The organism is Saccharothrix sp. NRRL B-16314 (genome assembly GCF_000716595.1).
GTDB lineage: Bacteria > Actinomycetota > Actinomycetes > Mycobacteriales > Pseudonocardiaceae > Actinosynnema.
On the sequence record NZ_JNXC01000024.1, the window covers coordinates 36,932 to 59,935 of the forward strand.

At 73.0% G+C, this 23,004-nt stretch carries 16 protein-coding genes; 9 read left to right on the forward strand and 7 right to left on the reverse strand.

The genetic code is table 11. The features are described from left to right. Positions 1–27 precede the first annotated feature (27 nt). Positions 28–1,002 carry an RNA polymerase subunit sigma-70 gene (locus tag OQ02_RS28695; RefSeq protein ID WP_033441788.1) on the forward strand — a complete coding sequence of 325 codons (975 nt, stop codon included), beginning with the start codon at positions 28–30 and terminating at the stop codon, positions 1,000–1,002. A 9-nt stretch (positions 1,003–1,011) separates the two neighbouring features. Here OQ02_RS28695 and OQ02_RS28700 read toward each other — a convergent pair whose 3' ends face one another. The 3 genes from OQ02_RS28700 to OQ02_RS28710 form a co-directional block, all read right to left on the reverse strand. After that, positions 1,012–4,422 (reverse strand): TM0106 family RecB-like putative nuclease, encoded by a 3,411-nt coding sequence (locus tag OQ02_RS28700; RefSeq protein WP_033441789.1) that lies wholly within the window; start codon positions 4,420–4,422, stop codon positions 1,012–1,014. Between the two features lie 85 nt (positions 4,423–4,507). Continuing rightward, positions 4,508–5,596, reverse strand: a complete 1,089-nt coding sequence (locus OQ02_RS28705) for an aKG-HExxH-type peptide beta-hydroxylase (RefSeq protein WP_197043531.1) — start codon at positions 5,594–5,596, stop codon at positions 4,508–4,510. A gap of 71 nt (positions 5,597–5,667) precedes the next feature. Further along, positions 5,668–6,783, reverse strand: coding sequence for an FxsB family cyclophane-forming radical SAM/SPASM peptide maturase (locus OQ02_RS28710; RefSeq protein ID WP_033441740.1), 1,116 nt, complete (start codon positions 6,781–6,783; stop codon positions 5,668–5,670). A 211-nt stretch (positions 6,784–6,994) separates the two neighbouring features. Between OQ02_RS28710 and fxsA the strand changes: the two genes are divergently transcribed. From fxsA to OQ02_RS28725, 4 genes are all read left to right on the forward strand, one after another. Beyond that, complete coding sequence (fxsA, locus tag OQ02_RS41985) at positions 6,995–7,159, forward strand: FxSxx-COOH cyclophane-containing RiPP peptide (RefSeq protein ID WP_197043532.1); 165 nt, start codon at positions 6,995–6,997, stop codon at positions 7,157–7,159. A 94-nt stretch (positions 7,160–7,253) separates the two neighbouring features. Continuing rightward, a complete protein-coding gene (fxsT, locus tag OQ02_RS28715; RefSeq protein WP_051772906.1) occupies positions 7,254–10,964 on the forward strand; it encodes an FxSxx-COOH system tetratricopeptide repeat protein in 3,711 nt (1,236 codons plus the stop codon). A gap of 19 nt (positions 10,965–10,983) precedes the next feature. Then, the gene (locus OQ02_RS28720) at positions 10,984–11,946 is read left to right on the forward strand and encodes a hypothetical protein (protein WP_033441741.1); all 963 of its coding nucleotides are present in this window, start codon (positions 10,984–10,986) and stop codon (positions 11,944–11,946) included. A gap of 31 nt (positions 11,947–11,977) precedes the next feature. Further along, positions 11,978–13,177 carry a hypothetical protein gene (locus OQ02_RS28725; RefSeq protein ID WP_197043533.1) on the forward strand — a complete coding sequence of 400 codons (1,200 nt, stop codon included), beginning with the start codon at positions 11,978–11,980 and terminating at the stop codon, positions 13,175–13,177. Between the two features lie 14 nt (positions 13,178–13,191). Here the strand turns inward: OQ02_RS28725 and OQ02_RS28730 are convergent, their stop codons facing one another. The 3 genes from OQ02_RS28730 to OQ02_RS28740 form a co-directional block, all read right to left on the reverse strand. Beyond that, positions 13,192–15,468: a hypothetical protein gene (locus OQ02_RS28730; protein WP_033441742.1), complete on the reverse strand. Its 2,277-nt coding sequence runs from the start codon at positions 15,466–15,468 to the stop codon at positions 13,192–13,194. After that, on the reverse strand, positions 15,465–16,418 hold the full coding sequence (locus OQ02_RS28735) for an ATP-binding protein (RefSeq protein ID WP_033441743.1): 954 nt from the start codon (positions 16,416–16,418) through the stop codon (positions 15,465–15,467). The genes OQ02_RS28730 and OQ02_RS28735 overlap by 4 nt, the downstream gene beginning before the upstream one ends. Before the next feature lie 217 nt (positions 16,419–16,635). Beyond that, the gene (locus tag OQ02_RS28740) at positions 16,636–18,036 is read right to left on the reverse strand and encodes an SDR family oxidoreductase (protein WP_231500276.1); all 1,401 of its coding nucleotides are present in this window, start codon (positions 18,034–18,036) and stop codon (positions 16,636–16,638) included. Between the two features lie 76 nt (positions 18,037–18,112). Here OQ02_RS28740 and OQ02_RS28745 point away from each other — a divergent pair, with 76 nt between their 5' ends. Then, the gene (locus tag OQ02_RS28745) at positions 18,113–19,342 is read left to right on the forward strand and encodes a hypothetical protein (RefSeq protein WP_033441744.1); all 1,230 of its coding nucleotides are present in this window, start codon (positions 18,113–18,115) and stop codon (positions 19,340–19,342) included. Further along, the gene (locus tag OQ02_RS28750; protein WP_033441745.1) at positions 19,339–19,815 is read left to right on the forward strand and encodes a hypothetical protein; all 477 of its coding nucleotides are present in this window, start codon (positions 19,339–19,341) and stop codon (positions 19,813–19,815) included. The genes OQ02_RS28745 and OQ02_RS28750 overlap by 4 nt, the downstream gene beginning before the upstream one ends. A gap of 57 nt (positions 19,816–19,872) precedes the next feature. Here OQ02_RS28750 and OQ02_RS28755 read toward each other — a convergent pair whose 3' ends face one another. After that, a complete protein-coding gene (locus OQ02_RS28755) occupies positions 19,873–20,829 on the reverse strand; it encodes a LysR family transcriptional regulator (protein WP_269321649.1) in 957 nt (318 codons plus the stop codon). 211 nt (positions 20,830–21,040) lie between these two features. Here OQ02_RS28755 and OQ02_RS28760 point away from each other — a divergent pair, with 211 nt between their 5' ends. Together OQ02_RS28760 and OQ02_RS28765 are read left to right on the forward strand one after the other, a co-directional pair. Beyond that, the gene (locus OQ02_RS28760) at positions 21,041–21,838 is read left to right on the forward strand and encodes a 2-amino-3,7-dideoxy-D-threo-hept-6-ulosonate synthase (protein ID WP_033441746.1); all 798 of its coding nucleotides are present in this window, start codon (positions 21,041–21,043) and stop codon (positions 21,836–21,838) included. An 88-nt stretch (positions 21,839–21,926) separates the two neighbouring features. Beyond that, on the forward strand, positions 21,927–23,000 hold the full coding sequence (locus tag OQ02_RS28765; protein ID WP_033441747.1) for a 3-dehydroquinate synthase II family protein: 1,074 nt from the start codon (positions 21,927–21,929) through the stop codon (positions 22,998–23,000). Positions 23,001–23,004: the final 4 nt, after the last annotated feature.

The window sequence follows — 23,004 nt, forward strand, 5'->3', positions numbered from 1 at the left end:
TCGTGCCGCCGTGCGAGGATGCGGTTCGTGAGCCGGACCGGACCCGACCACGGGCAGGAGCAGGCGTTCCGCGACCTCGCCGAGCGGTACCGGGGCGAGTTGCGGCTGCACTGCTACCGCATCCTCGGCTCGCTGGTCGACGCCGAGGACGTGGTGCAGGAGACCCTGATCGCCGCCTGGCGCGGGCTGGACCGCTTCGAGGGCCGGTCGTCGGTGCGGACGTGGCTGTACCGCATCGCCACCAACCGCTGCCTGAACGCGCTGCGCGACGCCGGGCGACGCCGCCCGCCCGAGCCGGTGCCGCCGTTCACCCCGCCGGAGCCCACCCGCCGCGCCGAGGCCACGTGGTTGCAGCCGTACCCGGACGCGCTGCTGGAGCAGGTCGCGGACGACGCGCCGGGACCGGAAGCCCGCTACCGCACCAGGGAGGCGGTGGAGCTGGCGTTCATCACGGGGTTGCAGCTGATGCCGCCGCGGCAGGCCGCGACCCTCGTGCTGCGCGACGTGCTCGGCTACCCGGCCGCGGAGGTCGCGGCCATGCTCGGCACGACCGAGGTCGCGATCAAGGGCGCCCTCCAGCGCGCCCGTGCCGCGATCGAACGGCACCGTGGCAGCCGCCGCGCCCCCGCGCCCGGCTCACCGGAGGAGCAGGAGCTGAGCAGGCGCTTCGCCGACGCGTTCACCTCGGGCGACGTGGACGGCGTGGTCGCGCTGCTCACCGACGACGCGTGGCTGGCCATGCCGCCCGCGCCGCACGAGTACCACGGCACCGCCGCTGTCGCCGCGTTCTTCCGCGCCAGTTTCGGCTGGAGCCGTCCACGCCGGTTCCGGCTGGTCGCCACCAGGGCCAACACCCAGCCCGCGTTCGCGTCCTACCTGGCCGAACCGGGTGAGCCGACCGACCGCCCGGTGGAGCTGGTCGTGCTCACCCTCGCCGACGACCGCATCGGGGCCGTCACGCGCTTCCTCGACGGCGACCTGCCGCGCCGCTTCGACCCCTGACCACCGGGGTCAGCCGTTCGCGGAGTCCCACCGCCCGGCCTCGGCCATCAGACCGATCATGCCCGAGACCAGCCGCAACTGGTCCACGTCACGGATGTCGGCCTCGACCAGCCTCGGCGAGCACACCACGACCGCCACGGCCTGGGCGCGGGACAACGCCACGTTCAACCTGTTGCGGGACAACAGGAAGTCGAGCCCACGGGGCAGGTCGACGGCCGCCGACGACGTCATGGTGGTGATCACCACGGGCGCTTCCTGGCCCTGGAACCGGTCCACGGTGCCCACCCGCACGTGCTCGTAACCGTGCTTCTCCAGCTCACGTCGCACCAACCGCACCTGGAGGTTGTACGGCGCCACCACCAGGACGTCCGAGTCGTCCAACGCCCGCGCGTCCGGCCCGTCCGTCCACATGCGACCCATCAGCGACCGCACCACGTCCACCACCGCCGCGGCCTCCTCGACCGACGACGTGGTGTTGTGCGAATGGGACACCGAGTGGACGTACAGCCCCGACGGGACCCCGGCGATCCCGCGTGCGGCGGCACTGGGGTGCGCGTGCAGCAATCCCGCGTACGACAGGTTCGACACCGGCGTGCACACCGCCGGGTGCAGCCGCCGCGTCTGGTCGAGGAAGTAGCCGAGCTCGGGCGGGATCACGTCGGCGTCGCCGATCAGGTGCCCCAACGCCGACGCCTCGGCACCGGCCGGGTGCGTGCCCTGCACGACCTGCGGCAACTGCTGCGGGTCGCCCAGCAGCACCAGGTTCCGCGCGCACGTCGACACGGCCAGCGCGTCGGCCAGCGCGAACTGCCCGGCCTCGTCCACGATCAGCACGTCGAACGGCTGCTCGCGCAGCGCCGTGTTGGCGAACGTCCACGCCGTGCCGCCCACCAGGTGCCCGCCGCCCTGGTCGTTGCGCCACCGCACCAACGCCGGGTTGTCCCGCGGCTGCTCCCACCGGCAGTCCTTCGCGGGCGCGCCCTTCGCGCGCTTCGCCGTCGGGATCGGCACGCCCAGCTCGCGCCCGGCCGCCAACGCCGCGCTGAGCACGTTCTCCACCGCCTTGTGGCTGTTGGACGTCACGCCGACGCTCCGCCCGCCCCGGATCAGGTGCGCGATCAGCCGTCCCGCCAGGTACGTCTTGCCCGCGCCCGGCGGGCCCTGCACGGCCAGCGCGGAGCCGTCCAGCGCGTCCACCGCCGCGATCACGTCCGAGATCAGGTCCGCACCGCGCGGCAGCGCACCGGTCTTCAGCCGCGGCGGCGTGCGCCGGATCAGGTCGATGCCGGGATGCGGGGGCAGCGACGGCAGCTCGTCCACGACGGACCGGGCCAGGTCGTAGACCGCCTCGTCCTTCGGCGTCGGCCGGACCGGGCTGCCGGGCAGCACGGCGATCGGCTGCTCGCGGTGGACGTCGTCCGGCGCGACGCTCTCCAGCACCACCATGTCCTCGGCCGACTCGGCGAGCACCACCGCGTCGCGGGTGACGTTCGGCGTGCCGGGGTAGAGCAGCCGCACCTGGTCGTTGGCGGCGAACGGGTGCGGCCGGTCCGGGTCGCACCACACCCGCACCTCCCGCTTCGCCTTGCGGACCCGCCCGGACGGCATCGCCCAGTCCTCGGCCCGCACGGACACCGGCACCGCGCACGCGCTGTCCGACTCCAACTCCGACAACGGCGCCGCCACCTGCCGGAAGAAGTCCCACCACGCGGGGTTCGTCTCCCGCCGGTGGTAGCCGACGGCGGCGGCCAGCAACGCCCGCGCCCGTTCGTCGTCGGTCGCCTCGGCCGGGTTGTCCGGCAGACCTTCGAGCAGCGGGTCGACCACGGCGGCCAGGCGTTCGGCCCGTTCGGCGCGGCGCTGGGCGGCGATCTCGTCCTCGATCTCCTCGGTGAACGACGGCTCGGCCACGTGCGGCTCGATGCCCGCCTCCTCCCGCACTTCCAGCAGGAACCGGTACAGCCGCAGCGTGGAGACGCAGTCGTAGGTGTTGTAGTCGGCGATGCCGGTCAGCACGTCCTCGGCGCGGGCCGGGTCGACGTCGCGCAGGGCCAGGAACTGCTCGTAGGCCTCGATGCTGGAGACGGCGTTGGTCACCTCGCCCGCGCGGGCGTCGGGCATGTAGAGCGGTTCCAGGTACTTGATCGAGTACGACCGCTGGGACACCCGCAACGCCTTGCGCACCACGGCGTAGAGGTCCACCAGCGCGTTCGAGCGCAGCAGGTGGTCGACGGCGTCCTCGCGGGTGCCGTGCAGCGCGGCCAGCTTCTTGAGCGCGTTCACCTCGTACGGCGCGTAGTGGTAGATGTGCGCTTCCGGGTGGGCGTCCAGGTTCTGCGTGGCGAAGTCGACGAACCGCTCGAACGCGGCCTTCTCCTGGGGACGGGTGTGCGCCCAGAACGGCGTGAACCGCTCGTCGCCGTCGACCACGCCGAACAGGTACTCCAGGCCCTCGCCGTTGAGGGCGAACGGGTCGCCCTCCATGTCGAAGAACAGGTCACCGGTGCTGGGCACCGGCAGCGTGGCCAGCGCTTCCGGCCCGACCACCTCGTAAGCGACCTTGCCGATCGGGTCGTCCTCGGTGCGCGAGTCGTCCTGGATGACCTGGAGCGCGGCCTGGGCGCGCAGGCCGGTGAACGTGGTGGCGGACATCGTCGCGGGACGGTCGGCGCGGGTGGCGTTGGCCAGGGCGTCGATCGTGCCGAGGCCGGCGGCGGCGAGCTTGCGCCGCTGGTCGGTGCGGATGCCCGCGACCAGGGAGAGGTCGCGGTCCTGTTCCCGGCCGGTGGCGCAGTGGCGGCCGAAGCGGCAGGTCGCGCAGGCGGGGCGTTCGTCGTCCCAGAGCCGATCGGGGAGGGAGGCGGGTGCGGCGAGGCGAACTTTGACGCGGGTCTGGAGGTCGCGGACCAGCGGGAGGAAGTCGGCGACCTGGAACGTCTTGGTGGTGCCGTCGCCGAGCAGGAGGTGCATGGCGGGGCCGGCGTGGCGCCCGAGCGCGTTGGCGTAGGCGGTGAGCTGGACGACGGCGGCGGGGGTGGCGTGCCGGGCGAGCTTGGCGTCGTGCGGCTCGTAGCCCCGGTCGGTGGCGACCAGGAAGTCGGCGCGGCCCTGGAAGCCGTCGGCGTAGAAGACGGCCTGGTAGATCACCGGCGCCCCGGCGGCGATGGCGTGCGCGGTCTGCTCGGCGGCGGCGGTGAGGGCTTCGTGCGTCGGCGCGGGCTGCGGGATCTCGACCACGTCGTGCTCGGCGCGGAACCGGGCCAGGACCGCCTGCTCGTGCGCCATCCCGTGCCGGGTGGCCATGTGGTTCGTCCGGTCGTCCGGTGTGGGCGCGCCGGGCAGCCCCACGGCCAGGGCCAGCGCGAGCCTGCTGCGGTGCTCGCACTCCAGCAGGTCGACCAGGTCCGCCGGGGAGTGCACCAGATGGCCGTCGGCGGTGAGCATGGCGGGCAGTATCGCGGCCCGACCCGCCAACCACGCGGACCACCCCCGGCGAGTCGCCCGACTACCTCGCCCGGCCCCGCGAGTTCCGGGTCCGGTGGTGGGTGGCTCGCCAGCGGGAGTGGTGGGCGGCGGATTCGGCGGCGGCTGCGGCGAGGACGGGCGCGGGCAGGGGTTCGGCGCACCACGCGCGGAGGACGGTGGCCATCTCGGTGACGAAGCGGGTGCCGGTCGGGGTCAGGGCGCCGCTGGTCAGGAGGGTGTCGGCGGTGGCCAGGGCGGCTGAACGCCACCGCGCGTACTCGGCTTGCGCGGCCGGGCCGGTGCGCGAACGCCAGAAACCCGCCACGCCCAGGTGCGCGTACGTGCCGTGCAGGAGGCCCGCCGCCGGACGTGGGTCCTCACGCCAAGGCGCGTAGAACACGGCGTCGGGCGTCGGTTCGACCAGCGCGAACAGGTCCGTCAACGCCACCAGCTTGCTGTGCTGCGCCTCGTGCACGAGCGTCACGGCCAGGGTCTCCGGGTCCGGCATGGGTGACAGGAACACGCAGCCGAACGCGTCGGCCAACGTCGCGCTGCTCGTTCCGGCGGGCGACGACGGCATCGGCGTCAGGACCGAGACGACCTCCGCGAACTCCAGGGCCGACGCCGGGTGGTCACGGGTCAGCAGGGCCCAAGCCGCCTGGACGGCGTCACGCCACCACCCGGGGTCGACGGAACGGGCGACCGGGAGCTCGGGCGGCACCCCGCCACCCGCCCACAGGTCCAGCTGCACCGCGAACCCGCCGAGGTCGATCTCCGGCAACGGCTCGTAGGCCAACCCCGGCCCGACCACCACACCCAACGACGGCAACGAGAACACCGACACCGGCGGGAACTCCAGGTCCACCGCCATCCCCGCCCGCACCGCCGCCGCAGCCGCGGTGAACGCCAACTCGGCCGGCCGCGCAGCCGCACCCCGCCGCACCGCCAACGCCGTCCGGGTGGCCCAAGCACCGACCGACGGGTGGTCCAGCACCCGGTCCACCGCCTCCGGCGCCACCCGGGCCACCTCGCACAGCAGCGAGAACGCGGGCCGCGCCGCCGGGTCCGCGGCGATCGACCGGATCATCAGCAACGTCCGGCTCCGCCGCGCCAACCTCAGCGTCCGCACGGCCGACACCCCGCCCCCGCCCCGCGCGAGAGCCGTGAAGTCCGCTGCCGAAACCCGGAACGGCGCAACGGTCACGCCAACGCCGCCAGGTCCGCCGCCACGCGCGACCGCACGTGCGCGATCAGCCGCAGCAGGTCCGGGCAGTACACCGAAGGCCGGTCGAACCCCGCACCCTCCCGGAACCGGTGCGCCCGCAGCCCACCGCCGCAGGCCCGCACCACCGGACACCGACGGCACTCCGCGGACAAGCCCGCCGCCCCGGAACGCGCGGCCAGCACCGAGGGCAGGTCCAGCGCCGCGTCGAACGGATCACGCGTCACGTGCAGCCCGGTCGCGGAAGCCGCGGGGGAGGAGGACGCCAGGATGTCCGACGCCTCGATCGAACCGTCGGTCTCCACCACCACCTGACCGGACGGGCTCAAGCCGATCCCCTCCACCCCCGAATCACCGCCCAGCAACACCGCCAACAACTCCTCGAACACCCGCACCCGCGTGACCGGCCTCGGGTACCACGCGTCGAACACAGCGATCAGCCACTCCGCGTACGGCGTGGCGGACGACCCGGCGACCCGACCGGGCGGCGGTGACGACCAGTTGCCGTGCGGCAGCAGGAAATCCACCACCGGCGGCGAGAATTCCAGCAACGACTCGTAGGTGCGCACCGGGTCGTTCCCCACATCCACCACGCACAACAGCCCGCCGTACACCCCCGGGAACGACCGCAGCGACTCCAACGCCGCCCGCACCGCCGCCCAACTCCCCGTGCCGTCCGGCCGCACGCGGTGCCGGTCGTGCGCTTCCGGTGTGCCGTCCACGCTCACCCCGACCCGCACACCGAGCGCCGAGAACAGCTCCAGGAATTCGCGGTCGAGCAATGTGGCGTTCGTCTGCACCGTGAACCGGACCGGAACGGGCACCACCGAACGGAACCGCGCCACCAGCGCGCCGAGCGCCGCAGGACCGGCCAGCAGCGGTTCCCCGCCGTGCAGCACCACTTCCACGTCGGACAACCCGTGCCCGCGCACGTGTTCCGCCACCCGTTCGGCGGTGTGCGCGACGATCAGCGGCGACATCGCCCGCGGCCGGGACCGCCACCGCTGGTCGGCCAGTTCGTAGACGTAGCAGTAGTCGCACGCCAGGTTGCACCGGCCGTGCACCTTCACCACGAACTGGCGGAACGGCGCCATTTTCCTTTCACCCCACCCCACGAGCAATCAAAACCAGAACCCCCACAAGCAACCAAACACAGCCCGCCGCGCCGCTGCCTCCGCCAATCGGTGGATTCCGGACGCTGACCGTTGTCGTTCACTACGATGGAAGTACGGCGTCGGCGGGGCCGGCAATGCGGCGACCGACGACAAACCCGCAGCATTGCGGTGAGGGGGTACACCGGACATGGTGGAGGAACCCGTTCTGGAGTCGGAACTCCTGGACGTCACAGGGGTGGACCTGGCCCGACTGGCCGACTTGCCGGAGACCGCGCTGCGCGCCGCGCTGCACCGGATCCTGGTGGAGAACGCCGAACTGCCCAACCGGTTCGCCGCGTTCGAGAGTTCGCTGTGAGCGGGGCCATTCGGGTGAAACGCGGCTGAGTCACGGGCGCGAAGGCCCGTGATCCCGGTATTCCCAAGTCCCCCGGCCGCTCTGGAGCAAGCAGATGAGCACCCCGCGCACCACCCCGGCCCACACCGGGGTCGCCGCCTTCCTGTCCGCGACCGGCGGCACCGGCCGCACCAGCGCGGTGGCGAACCTGGCGTGGACGCTGGCCGCGGCCGGGCAGCGGGTCCTGGTGGTGGACTGGGGTTCCGAGGTGCCGCGGGTCCGCGAGTACCTGGAGCCGTTCCTGGTCGACCGCCTCGCCCTGCCGGAGGGGGTGGGCCGCGGCCTGCTCGCCGCGTACCGGTCGGACCCGACGCGCGACGAGGAACCGGCGCCCGCGGTCGAGCGGTTCGCGCCGCCCGCCGGCGACGTGGCGGGGGCGGGCCACATCGACGTGGTGTCACCGGTCGCGGCGACCCGGCCGGACACCGGTGACGCGGGCGTGATCGCCGACCTGCGCGCGCGGCTCGCGGAGTCCGACTACGACCAGGTGCTGATCGACGCGCCGACCGGGGCCGGTGACGAGTCGCTGACCCTGATCGCGACGCTGTGCGACCTCGCCGTCGTGTGCTTCCGACCGCGTCCCAGGGCCATCGCCGACGCGGCGGACCTGGCCGCGCGGCTGCGCAAGAAGGCGCCGATCCGGATCGACGTGGTGCCGGTGGCGACCCTGTTCGACGACGCCGACGAGCAGTCCCGCGCCCGGCGCATCCGGTCCGCGATCCACTCCGCGTTCGCCGAACTGCTCGCGGGGCAGGCGAAGCGGGTGCCGGACGGCGGTTCGATCGAGATCCCGTACCGCCCGTTCGACGCGTTCGACCCGCTGCTCGCGATCCTGGTCGAGGAACCGGGCAGCGGCGGCGCGCTGGAAGCCCAGTACGGCAGGCTCGCGGCGGCGGTGACGGGCGGCGCGGTGACCGAGCCCGCGCCGGTGTCGCCGGTGCTGCGCTCCCGCTACCGGCGGGTGTTCGGGCTGACGTCGACGGACGAACCGGATCGCGTGGTCGTCGTGCACGCACCGCGTGACCGGGCCTGGGCGGACTGGGTGCGCGGCCAGTTGGCCCGCGCGGGAGCGCAGGTCCGCGGGTCGGCCGGTGCGGCGGAGTGGTTCGAGGCCGACGTGCCGCCGGGCGTGGTGGTGCTGTCGTCGCCGCACCTCGGCCCGGTGGAGCTGCCCGACCGCCCGCTGACGATCCTCCGGCTCGCCTTGTCCGACGACGAGCCGGTGGACGGCGCGCTGTCCGTGCACGAGCACACCCCGGAGGCGTTGAGCGCCCGGCTGGTCGGCCACTTCGGCCTGATCGACCGGCCCGGCACGGTGCACGAACCCGGCATGCGGGTGCCCGGCAGCCACCCGCAGGTGTTCGAACTACCGCCGCGCCACCCCGCGTTCGTGGGCCGTGACGACGACCTGGAGGCGTTGCGCGACCAGTTCGTCGAGGCCGGCGACGAACGGGCCGTGATCACGGTCAACGGCGTGCCCGGCGTCGGCAAGAGCGAACTCGCGCTGGAGTACGCCTACCGGTTCTCGTCGGACTACGCGGCGGTGTGGTGGCTGTCCGCGCACGACCGGCAGTCGGTGCTGAGCGGCCTCGCCGACCTGGCCGTCCGGCTGCGCCACCCCGGCTCGACCGACTACGGCACGCTGTCCGCGCTCGAACGGCTGACGAGCGACCCGGTGTACGCGCGGTTCCTGCTCGTCTACGACAACGCCGACGACCCGGACCTGATCGCGGACCTGCTGCCGACCGGCGGGACCGGCCACGTGCTGATCACCTCCGGCCCGGTGGACGGTTCGGTGGAGCTGGTCCCGCTGCGCGCGGACGACAGCGTGCGCCTGCTGCTCGACCGCGTGCCGGGGCTGACCGCGGACGACGCGCGGCGGGTCGCGGACGCCGTCGACCACCTGCCGCTCTCGCTGGACCTGGCGTCGTCGTGGCTGGACGAGACGGCACGGGCCGAGGTGGGCACGGGGTCGCGCAACGCGGACGCGGCGACGTGGGCCACCCGCACCCTGTTCGAACGCCTCGACCGGTCCGACTCCGGCGGTGTGGCGCGGGTCGTCGACCTCGCGGTGGACTCGTTGCGGGCCAACGCGACCGGCCGGCTGGCCGTGCTGGTCGCGCAGCTGTGCGCGTTCCTGTCGCCGGAGGGCGCGGACCTGGGGCTGGTGCGCTCGCCCGCGTTCCTGGGCCGGGTGATCACCGCGGGCGGCGTGGACGCGGTGCCGCTGGAGCTGGACGCCGCCGAGATCGACCGCGTGCTCTGGTACGGCGCGCGGTACGGGCTGTTCCGCGTCGACTGGGGCGACCAGTACTCGCTGCGCCTGCACCGCGTCGTGCAGCGGGCGCTGCGCGACCGGATGACCCTGGCGGAGCGGGACGCGCGGCAGGCGGATGTGCTGAGCGCGCTGGCCGCCCTGGCTCCGACGGAGGTGGAGGACAAGTCACCGACCAGGCGCGCCCGGTTCGCCGAGCTGCAGAAGCACGTCATCCCGTCCGGTGCGATGGGCAGCGCCGACCCGAAGGTGCGGCGCTGGCTGGTCAACCAGGTCCGGTTCCTGTTCACGGACGGCGGCGCGGGTGTGCGCCGGGCGGCGGTGGGGCCGGGTCGCGCGCTGCTGGAGGCGTGGACGCGGCGGTTCGGCCCGGCCGACCCGCTGCGCAACCGGCTGGCCACCGAACTGGCCAACGTGCACCGCATCCTGGGTGACCCGGTGGAGGCGCTGAGGCTGGACGACCTGGCGCTGGCCCAGCAGCGGCGGGCCCTGGACCTCACCCACCCGAGGCCGCTGATCACCGCGCGCGGTCGCGGTGGCGACCTGCGCGGGCTCGGCCTGTTCGCGGAGGCGCTGGCCGAGGACCAGGCGACCTGGGAGGGCCTGCGCTCGGTGCTCGGCGACGACCACCCGGACACCCGCCGCGCCGCGAACAACCTGGCCGCGTCGATGTTCCTGTCCGGTGACGCGGCGGGCGCGCTCGCCGTGGAGGAGGACAACTTCCGCCGACGCCGACGCCTGTTCGGCACCGGCGACGTGCGCACGTGGTCGACGCTGGCCCAGCTCGGGCTGTACCAGCGCGAGCTGGGCCGCTACCCGGACGCCCTGGAATCGCTGATGACCGCGTCGCAGCAGTTGCAGGCGCTGCGGCCGGAGCTGAACCAGACCCAGGTCGGCGTGCACTGGAACTACGCGATCGCGTTGCGGCTGGCGGGCAGGCCCAAGGCGGCCAAGGAGCGCACCGGCAAGGCGTTGCGCGACTACCGCGAACTCCTCGGTCCGCACCACCCGTACACGCTGGGGTGCGCGCTGAGCTTCGCCTCCGACCACCGCCGGATCGGCATCGACCCGGAGCTGGCGGTGGAGCTGGCGCGCATCGCGTTGACCGGGTTCCAGCAGCACGTCGGCCTGCGCGACGACCACCCGTTCGTCGCGCTGTGCAAGCTCGGGCTCGGCCTGGCGCTGCGCGGCGCGGGTGACTTCACCGGCGCGGTGAACCACGTCGCGGCGGCGACCGGGACCCTGCGCGCACGGCTCGGCGACACGCACCCGTGGACCCTGGCGGCGGCCGTCGACGAGGCGCGGGTGGCCGCCGCGGCGGGTGACGCGGACCGGGCCGCCGAACTGATCTCGGAAACGCACACCGACTGCGTGGAGTTCCTGGGGCACGATCACCCGCACACCGCCGCGGCGGCGCACAACCTGCGGCTCGCGGCACACCCGACCGACCAGGACTGGCGGGAGTGCGATGTCGACATCCCGCACACCTGAGGGCGCAGGAGGGACCGGCGTGGAGCTGCACGAGGAGCAGGCCGAGCACGTCGGCCCGGAGTTCGACCTGGCCAGGCAGGCGTGCGTCGCGGCGATCCGGGAGACACCGGCGCTGCACTACCTCGCGCACTACAGCAGCGGCGTGTTCGACTTCGGCGTCGACGCCCTAGGCGACCCGGGGCCCGCGCCCGACGCGCTGCCCGGCGGCACCCGGCGCGAGGAGCTGAAGCGGCTCGGCCGGCACCTGACGTTCCAGGTCGCCACGCTCGACCGGACCTTGCAGGAAGTGCGCACCGGGCGGCTCATCCGGACCGTGCTGCACACCGGGGAAGGCGCGTTGTTCTGCGATTCCGTCGTGCCGACCGAGCACGTCGTCGGCCTGGTGCTGGACCACGCGGGCGCCGGTCCGCTGTTCGGCCACCCGGCGGTGGACGAGGCGGACCGCGCGGTGGCCGGGCTCGCCACCCGGCTGCGCGGCCAGCTCAGCCTCGGCTCGCTCAACCCCGGCGGGTGGGAGACCTCGGCGGACGTCGTGGCGCTGCCGGTGGACGACGAGGCGCAGCCGCACGTGACGGTGGGGGACGGGCCGCTCGCGTCGCGCCTGGAGTCGGTGCGGGCGACCGACCTGCACCTGGTGGCGCACGTGGTGGACGGCGAGGTGTGGGCGATGGTCGACTGCCTCGGCGACCCGTCGCTGGCGCCGTTCTTCAAGCAGGTCACCGTGGACGCGCGGCGCCGGTTCTACCACGGGTTCGCGCAGGAGCTCGGTGCGTTGGCCACCAAGCTGAACCGGGCGGTGAACCCCGTCGCCGGCGGGTTGATGGAACGGCTCGTGCTGGACGTCGAGATGGGCGCGATCTACTACTACCGGCTGCGGCCGGGGGAGTACCTCGTCGGCGTGACGATCGACCAGGCGCGGGTGCGCGCGGCGGACGACCGGATGTCCGCCCTGGCCGCGGAACTCACTCCAACCGGTCCTTGAACGCTCATCCAACCCTGCCTACCGTGTAGTGGTGACGCCCGTGACCCGTTCGGCCGCGCTCCTGTCGGCCCTCGGCGCGGGCTGGATCGCGGCGTCGCAGCTCGGGTTGAGCGACGTCGACCAGTCGCCCGCGTACGGGTTCTTCATCACCGCGCTGCTCGGTTTCGGGCTGTACGCGAGCACCAGCGGGATCGTGATCGCGGAGTTCCGCCGGCAGTTGCGGACCGTCGTGATCGCGGTGACGCTCGGCGTGCTGGCGAAGGTCGCGTTGATCTTCGGCGTGATGTTCTTCGTGTTCCGCGATCCGCAGCACCTGGTCCTGGCGGTGGCGGTGGCGCAGATCGACCCGCTGTCGGTCGCCGCGATGCGGGTCAAGTCGAAGATGTCGGACTCGGCGAAGGCGCTGCTGTCCGCGTGGGCGTCGTTCGACGACCCGATCACCGTGCTGCTCACCGTGTACATCACGGCGTACGCGCTCCGAGGTGGCGGCGCGGTCGGCGGCGTGGGGTCGTTCGCGGTGAACCTCGTGCTGAACCTCGCGTTGGCCGGGGTGGCGTTCATGCTGTGGACGTTGGTGCGTGGGCGGGTGCGCCGGGCGGAAGAGAGCGGGCGGCGGGTCCGGTACGCGGTGCGCGCGGTGATGGTGGTGGCCGTCCTGGCACTCGGGTTCGTGGCGGTGCAGTACTCGTTGCTGCTGGCGTTGGCCTTGCTGGGCCTGTTCTTCCGGCCGAACCTGGGGCGGTGGGTGGACGGGCTGGCGGAGGCGGGCATGTTCCTGGCGATCGCCGCCGTCGGCCTGGTGCTGGCCGCCGAGTTCAGCTGGACGTCGGCCCTCGTCGGCGTGGTCCTCGGTGTCGCCGCATTCGCCGCGCAGTCCGTGGTCGCCTTCGCGTTGACCGCGCCTCGACAGTGGCGCGGCGACCGGGTGCGCCTCGCGCTGGGCCAGCAGAACGGCCTGACCGCGATCATCCTGGCGCTGCTGCTGGAACCGACGTTCCCCGGCGCCATCGCCGTGGTCGCGCCCGCCGTGGTCGCGGTGAACCTCCTCAACGCCGTCACCAACGGCGCCTACGACCGCCTGCGCCCACCCCGCCCCGCGCTCGGGAACCCGTCCGGCGCAGCGCTCGAACGCACACCCCGCCCAAACCACGCCCCTGCGCAGCACCGACCTCGCCCCACCCCGGCGGCCACCCCTCGGCCTGCCTTCCCCCGCACCAACCCCACGCCCTGAGCGGTGAACCCGGGTCAGGCGGGGGAGGAGCGGAAGACGGCGCGGCGGACGCGAGGGCTGAGGTTGCCCAGCGCCTCGTGGACGCGGGCCCGGCGCGAGCTCTGGTTGACCTCGGCGACGAACGTGCCCGCGCGCGCGGACCACGGCGGCAGCTTGAACAGCGGGTCGAGCAGGAACAGCGGCAGGAACTCGACGATCCCGTCGTAGATGCCGCACAGCTCGTCCAACCGGTCCTCGGCGTCGGAGTCGGACGACGACCGGTACCACTGCGACACCGCGCCCCGGAACGCCTGCACGGCCTGCCGCATGAACACCGCCTGCGCCGCGGCCTGGGTGAACTCCGGCGTCCGCAGCCTGCGGTGCACCGCCTCCTGGGTGGCGGTCGGCGCGTGGTCGAACGCCTCCTGGAACATCACGTCGACCTGGGTCAGGTCCTCCAGCGCGTCCACCGCGTCCCGGAACAGCCGCTCCACCTCACCGGGCAGCCTGGTCGACTCCGCAGGGGTCGGCGTGCCGCCGGCCAAAGACCCGAGCTGCCGCTGGATCGCACCGAGCTGCCGGTCCGACGAAGCCCGCACGCCGTCCATGTGCTCGGCCAGCTGCTCGATGAACCCGTAGATGCTCGACTGCTGCCGGGACAGCCGGTCCATCCCCAGCCGCAGCCCGGACAACGGGTCCGAGTCGCCGTCCAAGCGCGCGCTCATCGCACCGACCAGCGCCTTGAAGTCGTCCGCGAACGTCCGCTCGACGTACACCAGCGGCTCCCGGCCCAGCAGCTCGCGCAGCTGGATCGCCACGCCGTCCGCCACCACGCCGTTCACCAGCAGGATGATCTCCGCGTCCGGATCGGCCTCGCCCACCGCCGAGATCCGCCGCATCACCGCGGTCACGTCCGCGTTGTCCAGCAACGACCGGGTGAGCAGCACGGCGCACCCGCCCTCGCGGTCCGGGAACGTGACCCAGAAGTCCGCCAACGAGTCCTCGGCCGCGCCGAGCAGGTGCCGGTGCAGGTAGTCCAGGCCGTTGGCGTCGAGCAGCCGGCGGACCACGCCGTCGATGTCGTCCGAGCTGAGCGACCCGAACAGGTCGCGCGCCGCCTGCCGCACCATGTCCTCCGTGACCACGAACTCGTGGCCCGGCGTCCGGTGCAGGTCGTCCGCCATCCGGAACACCCGGTGGCACAACCGGATCACGTTCCGCGCGTTGCCGCGCGCGATGTCACGCAGGTACCGCGTGGTGTCCACGGTGAACGGCGCCAGCTGCGGCGTCCCGAACGCCTGGTCCTGCGCCAACGTGATGAACTCGCGCACCTCGCCCTGGCTGAGCCCGGACATCACCACCGTGTAAGGGATGCGCTGGCGGACTGCGGGCGGCAGCACGGACTTGAAGTCCGGCAGACCGCACAGCACCAGGCACGCCCCGGCCTTCGCGAACACCTGCAACAACGTCTGGAACGCGGCCATGGTCCGTGCGTGCGGCCTGCTGTCCGCGGAGAAGATCTTGTCCAGCTCGTCGACCGCCAGCACGAACCGCCGCTGCCGGCCGCCGAACAGCAGGGCGAACACGCCCATCGCCTCCAGCGCGGCCACCTCGGTGTCGATCGGCGCCGCGATGCCCCGCTCCACCAGCACCTGGTCCGGCGTTCCGCCGAGCAGCCACGACCACACCGCGTGCTCGAACCCCGGCCGCAGCAACAGGGTGAGCGCGGTGCCGAACGCCTTGTTGTTGGTGACCTCGCGCAGCGTGTCCTGGACCTTGCGCAGCAACGCGCTCTCCATCAGGCCCAGCCGTTCCACGACCTCCTGCGGTTCCAGCTGCCTGCTGCCGAGCCACTCCAGCATGTCGCTGGTCAGGCCGCTGCTCTGGAGCGAGTCGGCGACGATGTCCGCGTAGTACTCGCTGACCTGCGCACGCACGCCCTCGCGGCCCAGCTTCTGCATGAACCGCCGGTACAGCTCGATGAAGCTCTCCGCCGTCGCGTCGAGGTACAGCGCGTGGGTCGGGTCGGCCAGCGCCTCCCGCGCGTGCCGGACCAGCCGCACCGCGAGGTGCGTCTTGCCGGTGCCGTAGTCGCCCAGCACGGCCACGACCGTGCCGGTGCGATCACGTCCGGCGCGCGCGGGCGGCGCGTCGAGGTAGGCGGTGAGGTGCGCGAGGGCCTGCCTGGTCGCGTCGGTGGTGATCGCCACGTCCACCGCGTCGGGATCGGCGTCGAAGTCCGTGATCCGGGCGACCGCCATCGGCGAGAAGGGGTTCTTCCGCGTGGGCGGGAGGTCGCTGCTACCGCTCATGGCCCATTCCCCAGTCCGTTCCGGGACTTCGTGTTCAAGAACGCCCTGATGTCCTCGACGGACACCTGGTCGGTTTCGGAGTAGCCCAGCCCCGTGCCGAGCTTGTGCTGGTACGTGCCGTGCAGGAAGCGCTGCAGCATGGCGATCGACTGGCAGTGCTTCGCCACCAGCTCGATCGCGCCTTCGCTCAGCCGGGGATAGCGCCCGGCCGCCGCGTGCCGGGACAGCCGGTCTTCGGCGAACCGCTGCGCGTCGCCCGGGTCGAGCGGGCCGACGTACAGCGTGATCGGCGGGACCCACGTCTCCAGCTGCCGCACGACGTCGGCGACCTCGTCCGGGCCGAAGTACGCGGACTCGGTCAGGAACAGCACCTTCGCGCTGCTGAACACCCGCGCGTACCGGATGACCTCGTCCACCAGCTCGTTCGGGCTCGGTAACAGCACGACGAGGGCGACCTCGTCGCGCAGCGCCCGGCCCAGGCGCGGGAAGACGCGGCGCGGCACGTCCCGGTCGCCCGTCAGCCGGTCCGCGGCCTCGACCCGCAGCGCGTCGTGGTCCACCAGCAGGTCGAACATCCGGTCGCACACCTCGACGGCGCGCTGGTCGATGGACAGCTCGTGGTCGGCGGGCAGGCACCCGGTCAGGTCCAGCACGACGCCGCGCATCCCGAGCCCGGCCAACCGGCGGGCCACCCAGTCCGCGCACCGGTTGACCAGCGCGGTCTTGCCGCAGCCCGACTCGCCGGTGACGAGCACGAGCCGGCCGTGCTCCAGCAGCCCGGTCAGGTCGCCGATCTCCAGCTGGAACTGCTGGAACGCGCTCTCGGTGCCGTCGACGGGCACGTAGTAGGCGCGGTGCTCCTGCCGGTGCCACGGCCGCAGCGGGCGCATCGGCGTGCTCTCCCAGCCGGGGAGCGGGAACGGGTTGACCGGTTCGCGGGGCGCGTTCACGACGCCGCTCCCGTGCGCACGCGCGGCAACGCGGCGGCTCGACCGGCCCGCCCGCGGTCCATGCCCACCCCCGTCGCCTCGCGGCGGCATCGCGAAAGCTTCAGCCTACCGACGGAGAGTCGCACACGGACGCGAAACCGTGAGCGCGCCAACCCGATCGGCTCAACGGTATTAATGCGGTCGGGTCACCGTTGTGCGGAATCCGGCGACGGACGTGTCACCAGGCAGCGGGTGAGTAGTCCTTCAGGAAACAGCCGTACAGGTCTTCACCGAGTTCACCGCGCACGATCGGGTCGTACACCCGGGCCGCGCCGTCGACCAGGTCCAGCGGGGCGTGGAAACCCTCGGCGGCCAGCCGCATCTTGGTCGGGTGCGGCCGTTCGTCGGTGATCCAGCCGGTGTCGACGGCGGTCATCAGGATGCCGTCGGTCAGCATCTCCTCGGCGCTGGTGCGGGTCAGCATGTTCAGCGCGGCCTTGGCCATGTTCGTGTGCGGGTGGCCGGGGCCCTTGTAGGCGCGGCTGAACTGGCCTTCCATCGCCGACACGTTCACCACGTACTTGCGGCGCGCGGGCGAGGCGGCCATCGCCGGGCGCAGCCGGGAGATCAGGATGAACGGCGCGGTGCTGTTGCACAGCTGCACCTCCAGCAGCTCCACCGGGTCCACCTCGTCGACCCGCTGCACCCAGCTGTTGACCGGGGCCTCGTCCGGCACCAGCCCGCCCGCGTCGATCTCCTTGGACCCGGCGGTGAGCGCGAGGGCCGTGACGGCGGGGATCGCGTCGGCCAGCGTGCCCGCCAGAGCCACCGGGTGCTCGGACATCGTGTGCCCGAACGTGACGAGTTCCGGCAGGGTGCCGGACGGGATGCGCCCCAGGTTCAGGGGCTCGGACTCGGCCTCGACCAGCGGCGCGTAGGAGTTCGCCGACCGGCGCACGGTCTGCGCGGCGTTGTTGATCAGGATGTCCAGCGGGCCGGCGGCGGCCACCTCGTCCGCCAGCTGCACGACCTGGGCCGGGTCGCGCAGGTCGATGCCGACCACGCGGAGCCGGTGCAGCCAGTCGGCGCTGTCGGGCATGGACGCGAACCGGCGCACCGCGTCACGCGGGAAGCGGGTCGTGATCGTGGTGTGCGCGCCGTCACGCAGCAGCCGCAGCGCGATGTACATGCCGATCTTGGCCCGGCCGCCGGTGAGCAGGGCGCGCTTGCCGGTCAGGTCCGCGCCCTGGTCGCGCTTGGCCCGGTTCAGCGCGGCGCACTCGGGGCACAGCTGGTGGTAGAACGCGTCGACCTCGGTGTACCGGCGCTTGCACGTGTAGCAGGACCGGGCGCGCAGCAACGTGCCCGCCTTCGCGCCGGGCTCCGGCTCGCGCAGCAGCACGCCGCGGGTCTCGTCGTCGATGCGGGACGGCGAGCCGGTCGCGGTCGCCTCGATGACGGCGCGGTCGTTCGCCGAGATGGTGGCTCGGCGGTCGGCCTTGCGGCGCTTGCGGAGGTTCTTCCAGATGCCGGCGGTGGCCCGGCGGACGGCTACCGCGTCGGGGTGCTCGGTGTCCAGTTCGTCCACTTGGGCGAGCACCCTCAGGGCGATGTCCAGTTCGGCGGGGTCAATCGACACGACCAGCACTCTACCCGCGGTGAAATTCGCACTCGGACGGGTGAAATTCGCGTGAGCCACCGCTAGGGTGCCCGGCATGCCTACAGCGGGTACCGGCCCGAGGGTGCGCCGACTGGCCCATCCGGACGCCGACATCAAGGCACGTGCGCTCGGCCTGCCCCGCGGTCGACCGGCCCTCGCGGTGTTCGGCTCGGCTGATCCCCCGGACACCGACCTGGCCGCCACGGTGCTCCCGGTGCTGCGTGCGGTGCTCGCCGCCGCCGCGCGGGAGGACGCCGTCGTGATCACGGCGGGCGCCGACGTCGGCGTCACGCACCTGGTCGGCCTGGCCGCCGAATCGCTGGACGGCAGGTGGCCGAGGCTGGTCGGTGTCGCGCCGTCCGGCCGGGTCGCGGCGGAGGACGGCGAGCCCGCCGAGGGTGAGGTGCGGCTCAACGTGAACCACGACACCGCGGTCCTCGTGCCCGGCTCGCGCTGGGGCGAGGAGGCGCCCGCGCTGTTCCGCACGGTGGACGCCGTCGCCGGGTCGAAGCGCCCCGCGCTCGCGCTGCTGATCGGTGGCGACGACCTGGCCCGCGCCGCGCTGGTCGACCACCTCGGCCGGGACCGGCCGCTGCTCGTGCTCGCCGGCACGGGTGCGCTGGCCGACGAGATCGCGGCCGGCGGCCTCGACGGCGACGACGATCTCGCGGTGCTGGTGCGCAGTGGTCAGGTGGCCGTGGTCCACCTGGACGAGGGCGCCGACAAGGTGGTCGCGGTGCTGCGGCGGGTGTTGGGCAACCGGCCCGGCGCCAAGCTGCACGCCGACGTGCCGCCGCCCGCCGTGTGGCCGCGCGTGCGGTTCCGGGCGCCCGATCCGCGCCCGGTGATCGACCCCGGCTACGTGCTGGACTACCCGCTGCTCGCCGACGCGATCCACGAGGCCAACCAGGCGGTCGCCCCCGCGCTGCACGAGTGCGAGGTCGCCGCCCTCCGGTCGAGGGAACGCGCCCGGCTCCTCGTGGTGCTCGCCATCGCCGCCGGGTTCGGCACCACGCTGTCCGCCGCCCTGCAGGTCTGGCTGCGGGACGAGCCGTGGCCCGGTGTGCTGCTCGCGGTGTCCGGCGCGGCGGCGGCGGTGCTGGCGGTCGTGGCCCGCGGTGGCGACGACCCCGATACCCGCGTCCGCGCCGAGCAGCTGCGCGCCCTCTACTTCGACCACCTCGCCGCACCACCCGCCGCCGACGACGCCGAGCGCGAAGACCGCGCCCGCGACCTGGCGACGGCAGTGGCGCGGCTCCGCCACGAATCGGTGAGCCGCACATGACCAGCGCCGGATCGACCGCAGCACCCGCAGCACCCGCACCGACCGCAGCACCCGCACCGTCGGCGGCGGTCGACGACCACCGCGAGCAGTTCCTCCGCGCCTACCTCCGGCACCGGGTGGGCGAACGCCTCGCCGGGTTCGAGCAGGCGCAGTCCCGCTACACGTCGGCGCGGCGCTGGGCGACCGCCGTCACCGTGCTGCTGTTCACCGCCGCGGCGGCGTTGGGCGCGGTGGCCGTGGCGGACGACGGGCGGCGCGCGCTGTGGGCGTTCCTGGCCACGGTGGCGGCGGCGTTGGCGACGGCGGTCACCACCTACGAGGCCGCGTTCTCGTTCCGCGCACAGTCCCGTCGTTCGGCGGACGGGGTGGCGCTGCTGCACCTGCTCCAGGCGCACGGCGCGCCGCAGGGCGAGGACGGCGTCAACGCGTTCCGCACCGAGGTGGAGAGCGTGCTGCGCCACTCGGACCAGTGACCCGGCGCTGAAGCGGTTCCGCGGCCGGGTGGACCAGCGTCGGCGGGCCGACCGGCTTCAGCTGGCTGCCACGGCCAAACCGGTGGCGGCCAGCTTCGCGGCCCGCGGCGCGTGACCCCAGATCCGCTCCTGGTACGCGCCCAGCATGGCCGCGTGGATGTCGTCCACGTACTCGGCCGCCGCGCACTCCCGGTGCCACACCAGGGTGACGCGCCGGTGAACGGGATTGCCCACGATCGGTTTCACCAGGACGCCCGGGAAGTCCTGCCCGGTCGGGAAGAAACACGCGACGGTGTGCGCGGAACGCACGAGTTCCGCGGCCGTCGCGGAATCGACTCCGAAATGCGTGCAGCGCGGCGTGAATCCGGCGGCTTCGCAGGCCAGGTGCAGGTTCAGCCGCCCGCCCCCGTAGCTCTCTTCCGGCACCGCCCATTCCTCGTCGGCCAGTTCGGACAGCCGAATCTCACTGCGGCCCGACAACCGGTGCCCGGCCGCGATTCCGACCGACATCGGTTCCGTGACGACGGTCCGGTAGTCGACTTCTTCGGGTATCCGCAGTGGACTCTGGGGAAACTCCGTCGCCAATGCGACGTCCAACTTCGCGGTGCGCACCAGTTCCAGCACCGCGTCGCTGTTGCGTTCGATATGCGTGGTCTGCGGGTGCGTCGGCAACAAAGTGCGCACCACGCCCACCAGCAACGCGGTCGGCGAACCGGCCACGCCGCCGAGCCGGATGCCCGCGGCGTCGTGCTCGGCGGCCAGTTTGCGCGCGGTGACAAGCAGATCGTCGAAGCGTTCCACCAGGTCGCGTGATCGCAGCACGACGTGGCGGCCCAATTCGGTCAGCTCCACCCCGTCCGTGCGGCGCAGGAACAACGGAGCACCGAAGCCGCGTTCGATGCGGCGCAGCTGGGCGGTCAACCCGGCCTGCGCGATCTTCAGCGAGGAAGCGGCCCGGCTGATGCTGCCCGCTTCCGCCACCGTCAGCACGACGTGGAGGTGCCTGAGCTCCATGTTCACTGCGGCAGCCTAGGGCAAGGCGGACGGAACGGGCACCGACCGGGCGAGTGGGCAGGGGTTGACGCGGAGTCGTGAATGCGGGCCCCCGTTGCTCCAACAGGTGCATAACTGAGGAATTATCGCCACCTCACACCTCCCGCCGCGCTCACCGGTTCGACCACCCTGCTGGTGGCTATCGCCGAATACCCGGGGAGGTGTGAGCGACATGAGGAAAGCGTTGCGGCTGCGACGCCTTTCCCGTCCGCGCGACGACAGGTACCTCTTCGTCCCGCTCGACCACAGCGTTTCCGATGGTCCAGTGGTGCCGCGCGACCGGTGGCACGACCTCATCGACTCCGTGGTCGTGGGCGGCGCCGACGCCATCATCGTCCACAAAGGACGAGTCCGGATGATCGACCCGGACGTGCTGGCCGGCTGCGCGCTGGTCGTCCACCTGAGCGCGGGCACCGCGCACGCCGCGGACACCAACGCCAAGGTGCTGGTCGGCGAGGTGGACGAGGCGCTGCGACTGGGCGCCGACGCGGTGAGCGTGCACGTCAACATCGGCGCGGACACCGAGGAGCGGCAGCTCGTCGACTTCGGCGTGGTCGCCAAGGCGTGCGACGAGTGGAACGTGCCGCTGATCGCCATGGCCTACCCGCGCGGACCGCGGATCGCCGACCCGAACGACCCCGCGCTGCTCGCCCACGTGGTGAACATCGCGGTCGACCTCGGCGCCGACATCGTCAAGACGAACCTCGCCCTGCCCGCCGAGCGGATGGCCGACGTCATCGCCAGCTGCCCGATCCCCGTGCTGGTCGCGGGCGGTCCGGCGACCGGCGGCAGCGTGGTCGACCACGCCCGCACCGCGATGGCGGTCGGCTGCTCGGGCCTCGCCGTCGGCCGTCGGGTGTTCACCTCGCCCGCGCCGATGTCGCTGGTCGCGGAACTCGCGTCGATCGTCCACGACGACACCGAGGCGGACCTGGTCCGCGCCATGACGGGCGTCGTGGCCTCGTCATGACCACGTCGCCCGCGGCCACCGCCGGCCACCGGACCGGCGGTGCGACGGCCGCGGGCGGCGTTCGGGCATTTCACTCATTGGAGAACCGTTGAAGTTCGCCTGGATCGACCTCCGAACCGTCCCCGAAGCGCAGCGCGAAGCCGTGGTCGACGCGGCCGTGCACGCCCGCCTCGCCGGCGTGGTCTCCGACGACCCGGCGCTGCTGGACACGTTGCCGCCGACGATCACCCGGGTGCTCGTCGCCGACGCGGCGGTCGAGAGCCCGCACCTGGTCACCGTGGTGGTGGACGACCAGGACCGGCTGGACCGGCTCGCCGCCGACGCGGCGTTCGTGCAGGTGCGCGACGACCGCACGCTCAAGCTGGCGTGCGAGGCGGCGGTGCGGCTCGGGCACACCGTGGTGGAGTTCGCGGACCCGACGAAGATCCCGCTGGAGATCGTCATCGCCGCCGCCGACGGCGCGGCGGGCAAGCTGATCTGCGTGGTGGCCGACCTCGAAGAGGCCGGGATCGCGCTGGACGTGCTGGAGCACGGCTCGGACGGCGTGCTGATGGCGCCGCGCGACGCGACCGACGTGTTCAAGCTGGCCCGGCTGCTGGAGGCGACCACCCCGCCGCTGGCGCTGACCACGCTCGTCGTCCAGGGCATCACCCACAACGGCCTGGGCGACCGGGTCTGCGTGGACACCGCCTCGCACTTCCGGGAGGACGAGGGCATCCTCGTCGGCTCCTACTCGTCCGGCTTCATCCTGTGCTGCAGCGAGACGCACCCGCTGCCGTACATGCCGACCCGCCCGTTCCGGGTCAACGCGGGCGCCCTGCACTCGTACGTGCTCGGCCCGGACAACCGCACCAACTACCTCTCCGAGCTGCGCTCGGGCAGCACCGTGCTCGCGGTCGACTCCGAGGGCCGCACCCGCAAGCTCACCGTCGGCCGGGCCAAGCTCGAGTCCCGCCCGATCCTGACCATCACCGCGCACTCGCCCGAGGGCGTCGAGGTCAGCCTCACCGTGCAGGACGACTGGCACGTGCGGGTGCTCGGGCCGGGCGGGAAGGTCCGCAACGTCACCGAGCTCCAGCGGGGTGACGAGCTGCTCGGCTACATCGCGACCGAGCAGCGGCACGTGGGCATCCCCATCGGCGAGTTCTGCAAGGAGACCTGAGCCG

Excerpts from the sequence above, each read along its gene's own strand:
- OQ02_RS28710 (WP_033441740.1), bottom strand. The coding sequence starts at position 6,783 with ATGGCGCCGTTCCGCCAGTTCGTGGTGAAGGTGCACGGCCGGTGCAAC.
- fxsT (WP_051772906.1), top strand. The coding sequence starts at position 7,254 with ATGAGCACCCCGCGCACCACCCCGGCCCACACCGGGGTCGCCGCCTTC.
- OQ02_RS28730 (WP_033441742.1), bottom strand. The coding sequence starts at position 15,468 with ATGAGCGGTAGCAGCGACCTCCCGCCCACGCGGAAGAACCCCTTCTCG.
- OQ02_RS28745 (WP_033441744.1), top strand. The coding sequence starts at position 18,113 with ATGCCTACAGCGGGTACCGGCCCGAGGGTGCGCCGACTGGCCCATCCG.
- OQ02_RS28750 (WP_033441745.1), top strand. The coding sequence starts at position 19,339 with ATGACCAGCGCCGGATCGACCGCAGCACCCGCAGCACCCGCACCGACC.
- OQ02_RS28755 (WP_269321649.1), bottom strand. The coding sequence starts at position 20,829 with ATGGAGCTCAGGCACCTCCACGTCGTGCTGACGGTGGCGGAAGCGGGC.
- OQ02_RS28760 (WP_033441746.1), top strand. The coding sequence starts at position 21,041 with ATGAGGAAAGCGTTGCGGCTGCGACGCCTTTCCCGTCCGCGCGACGAC.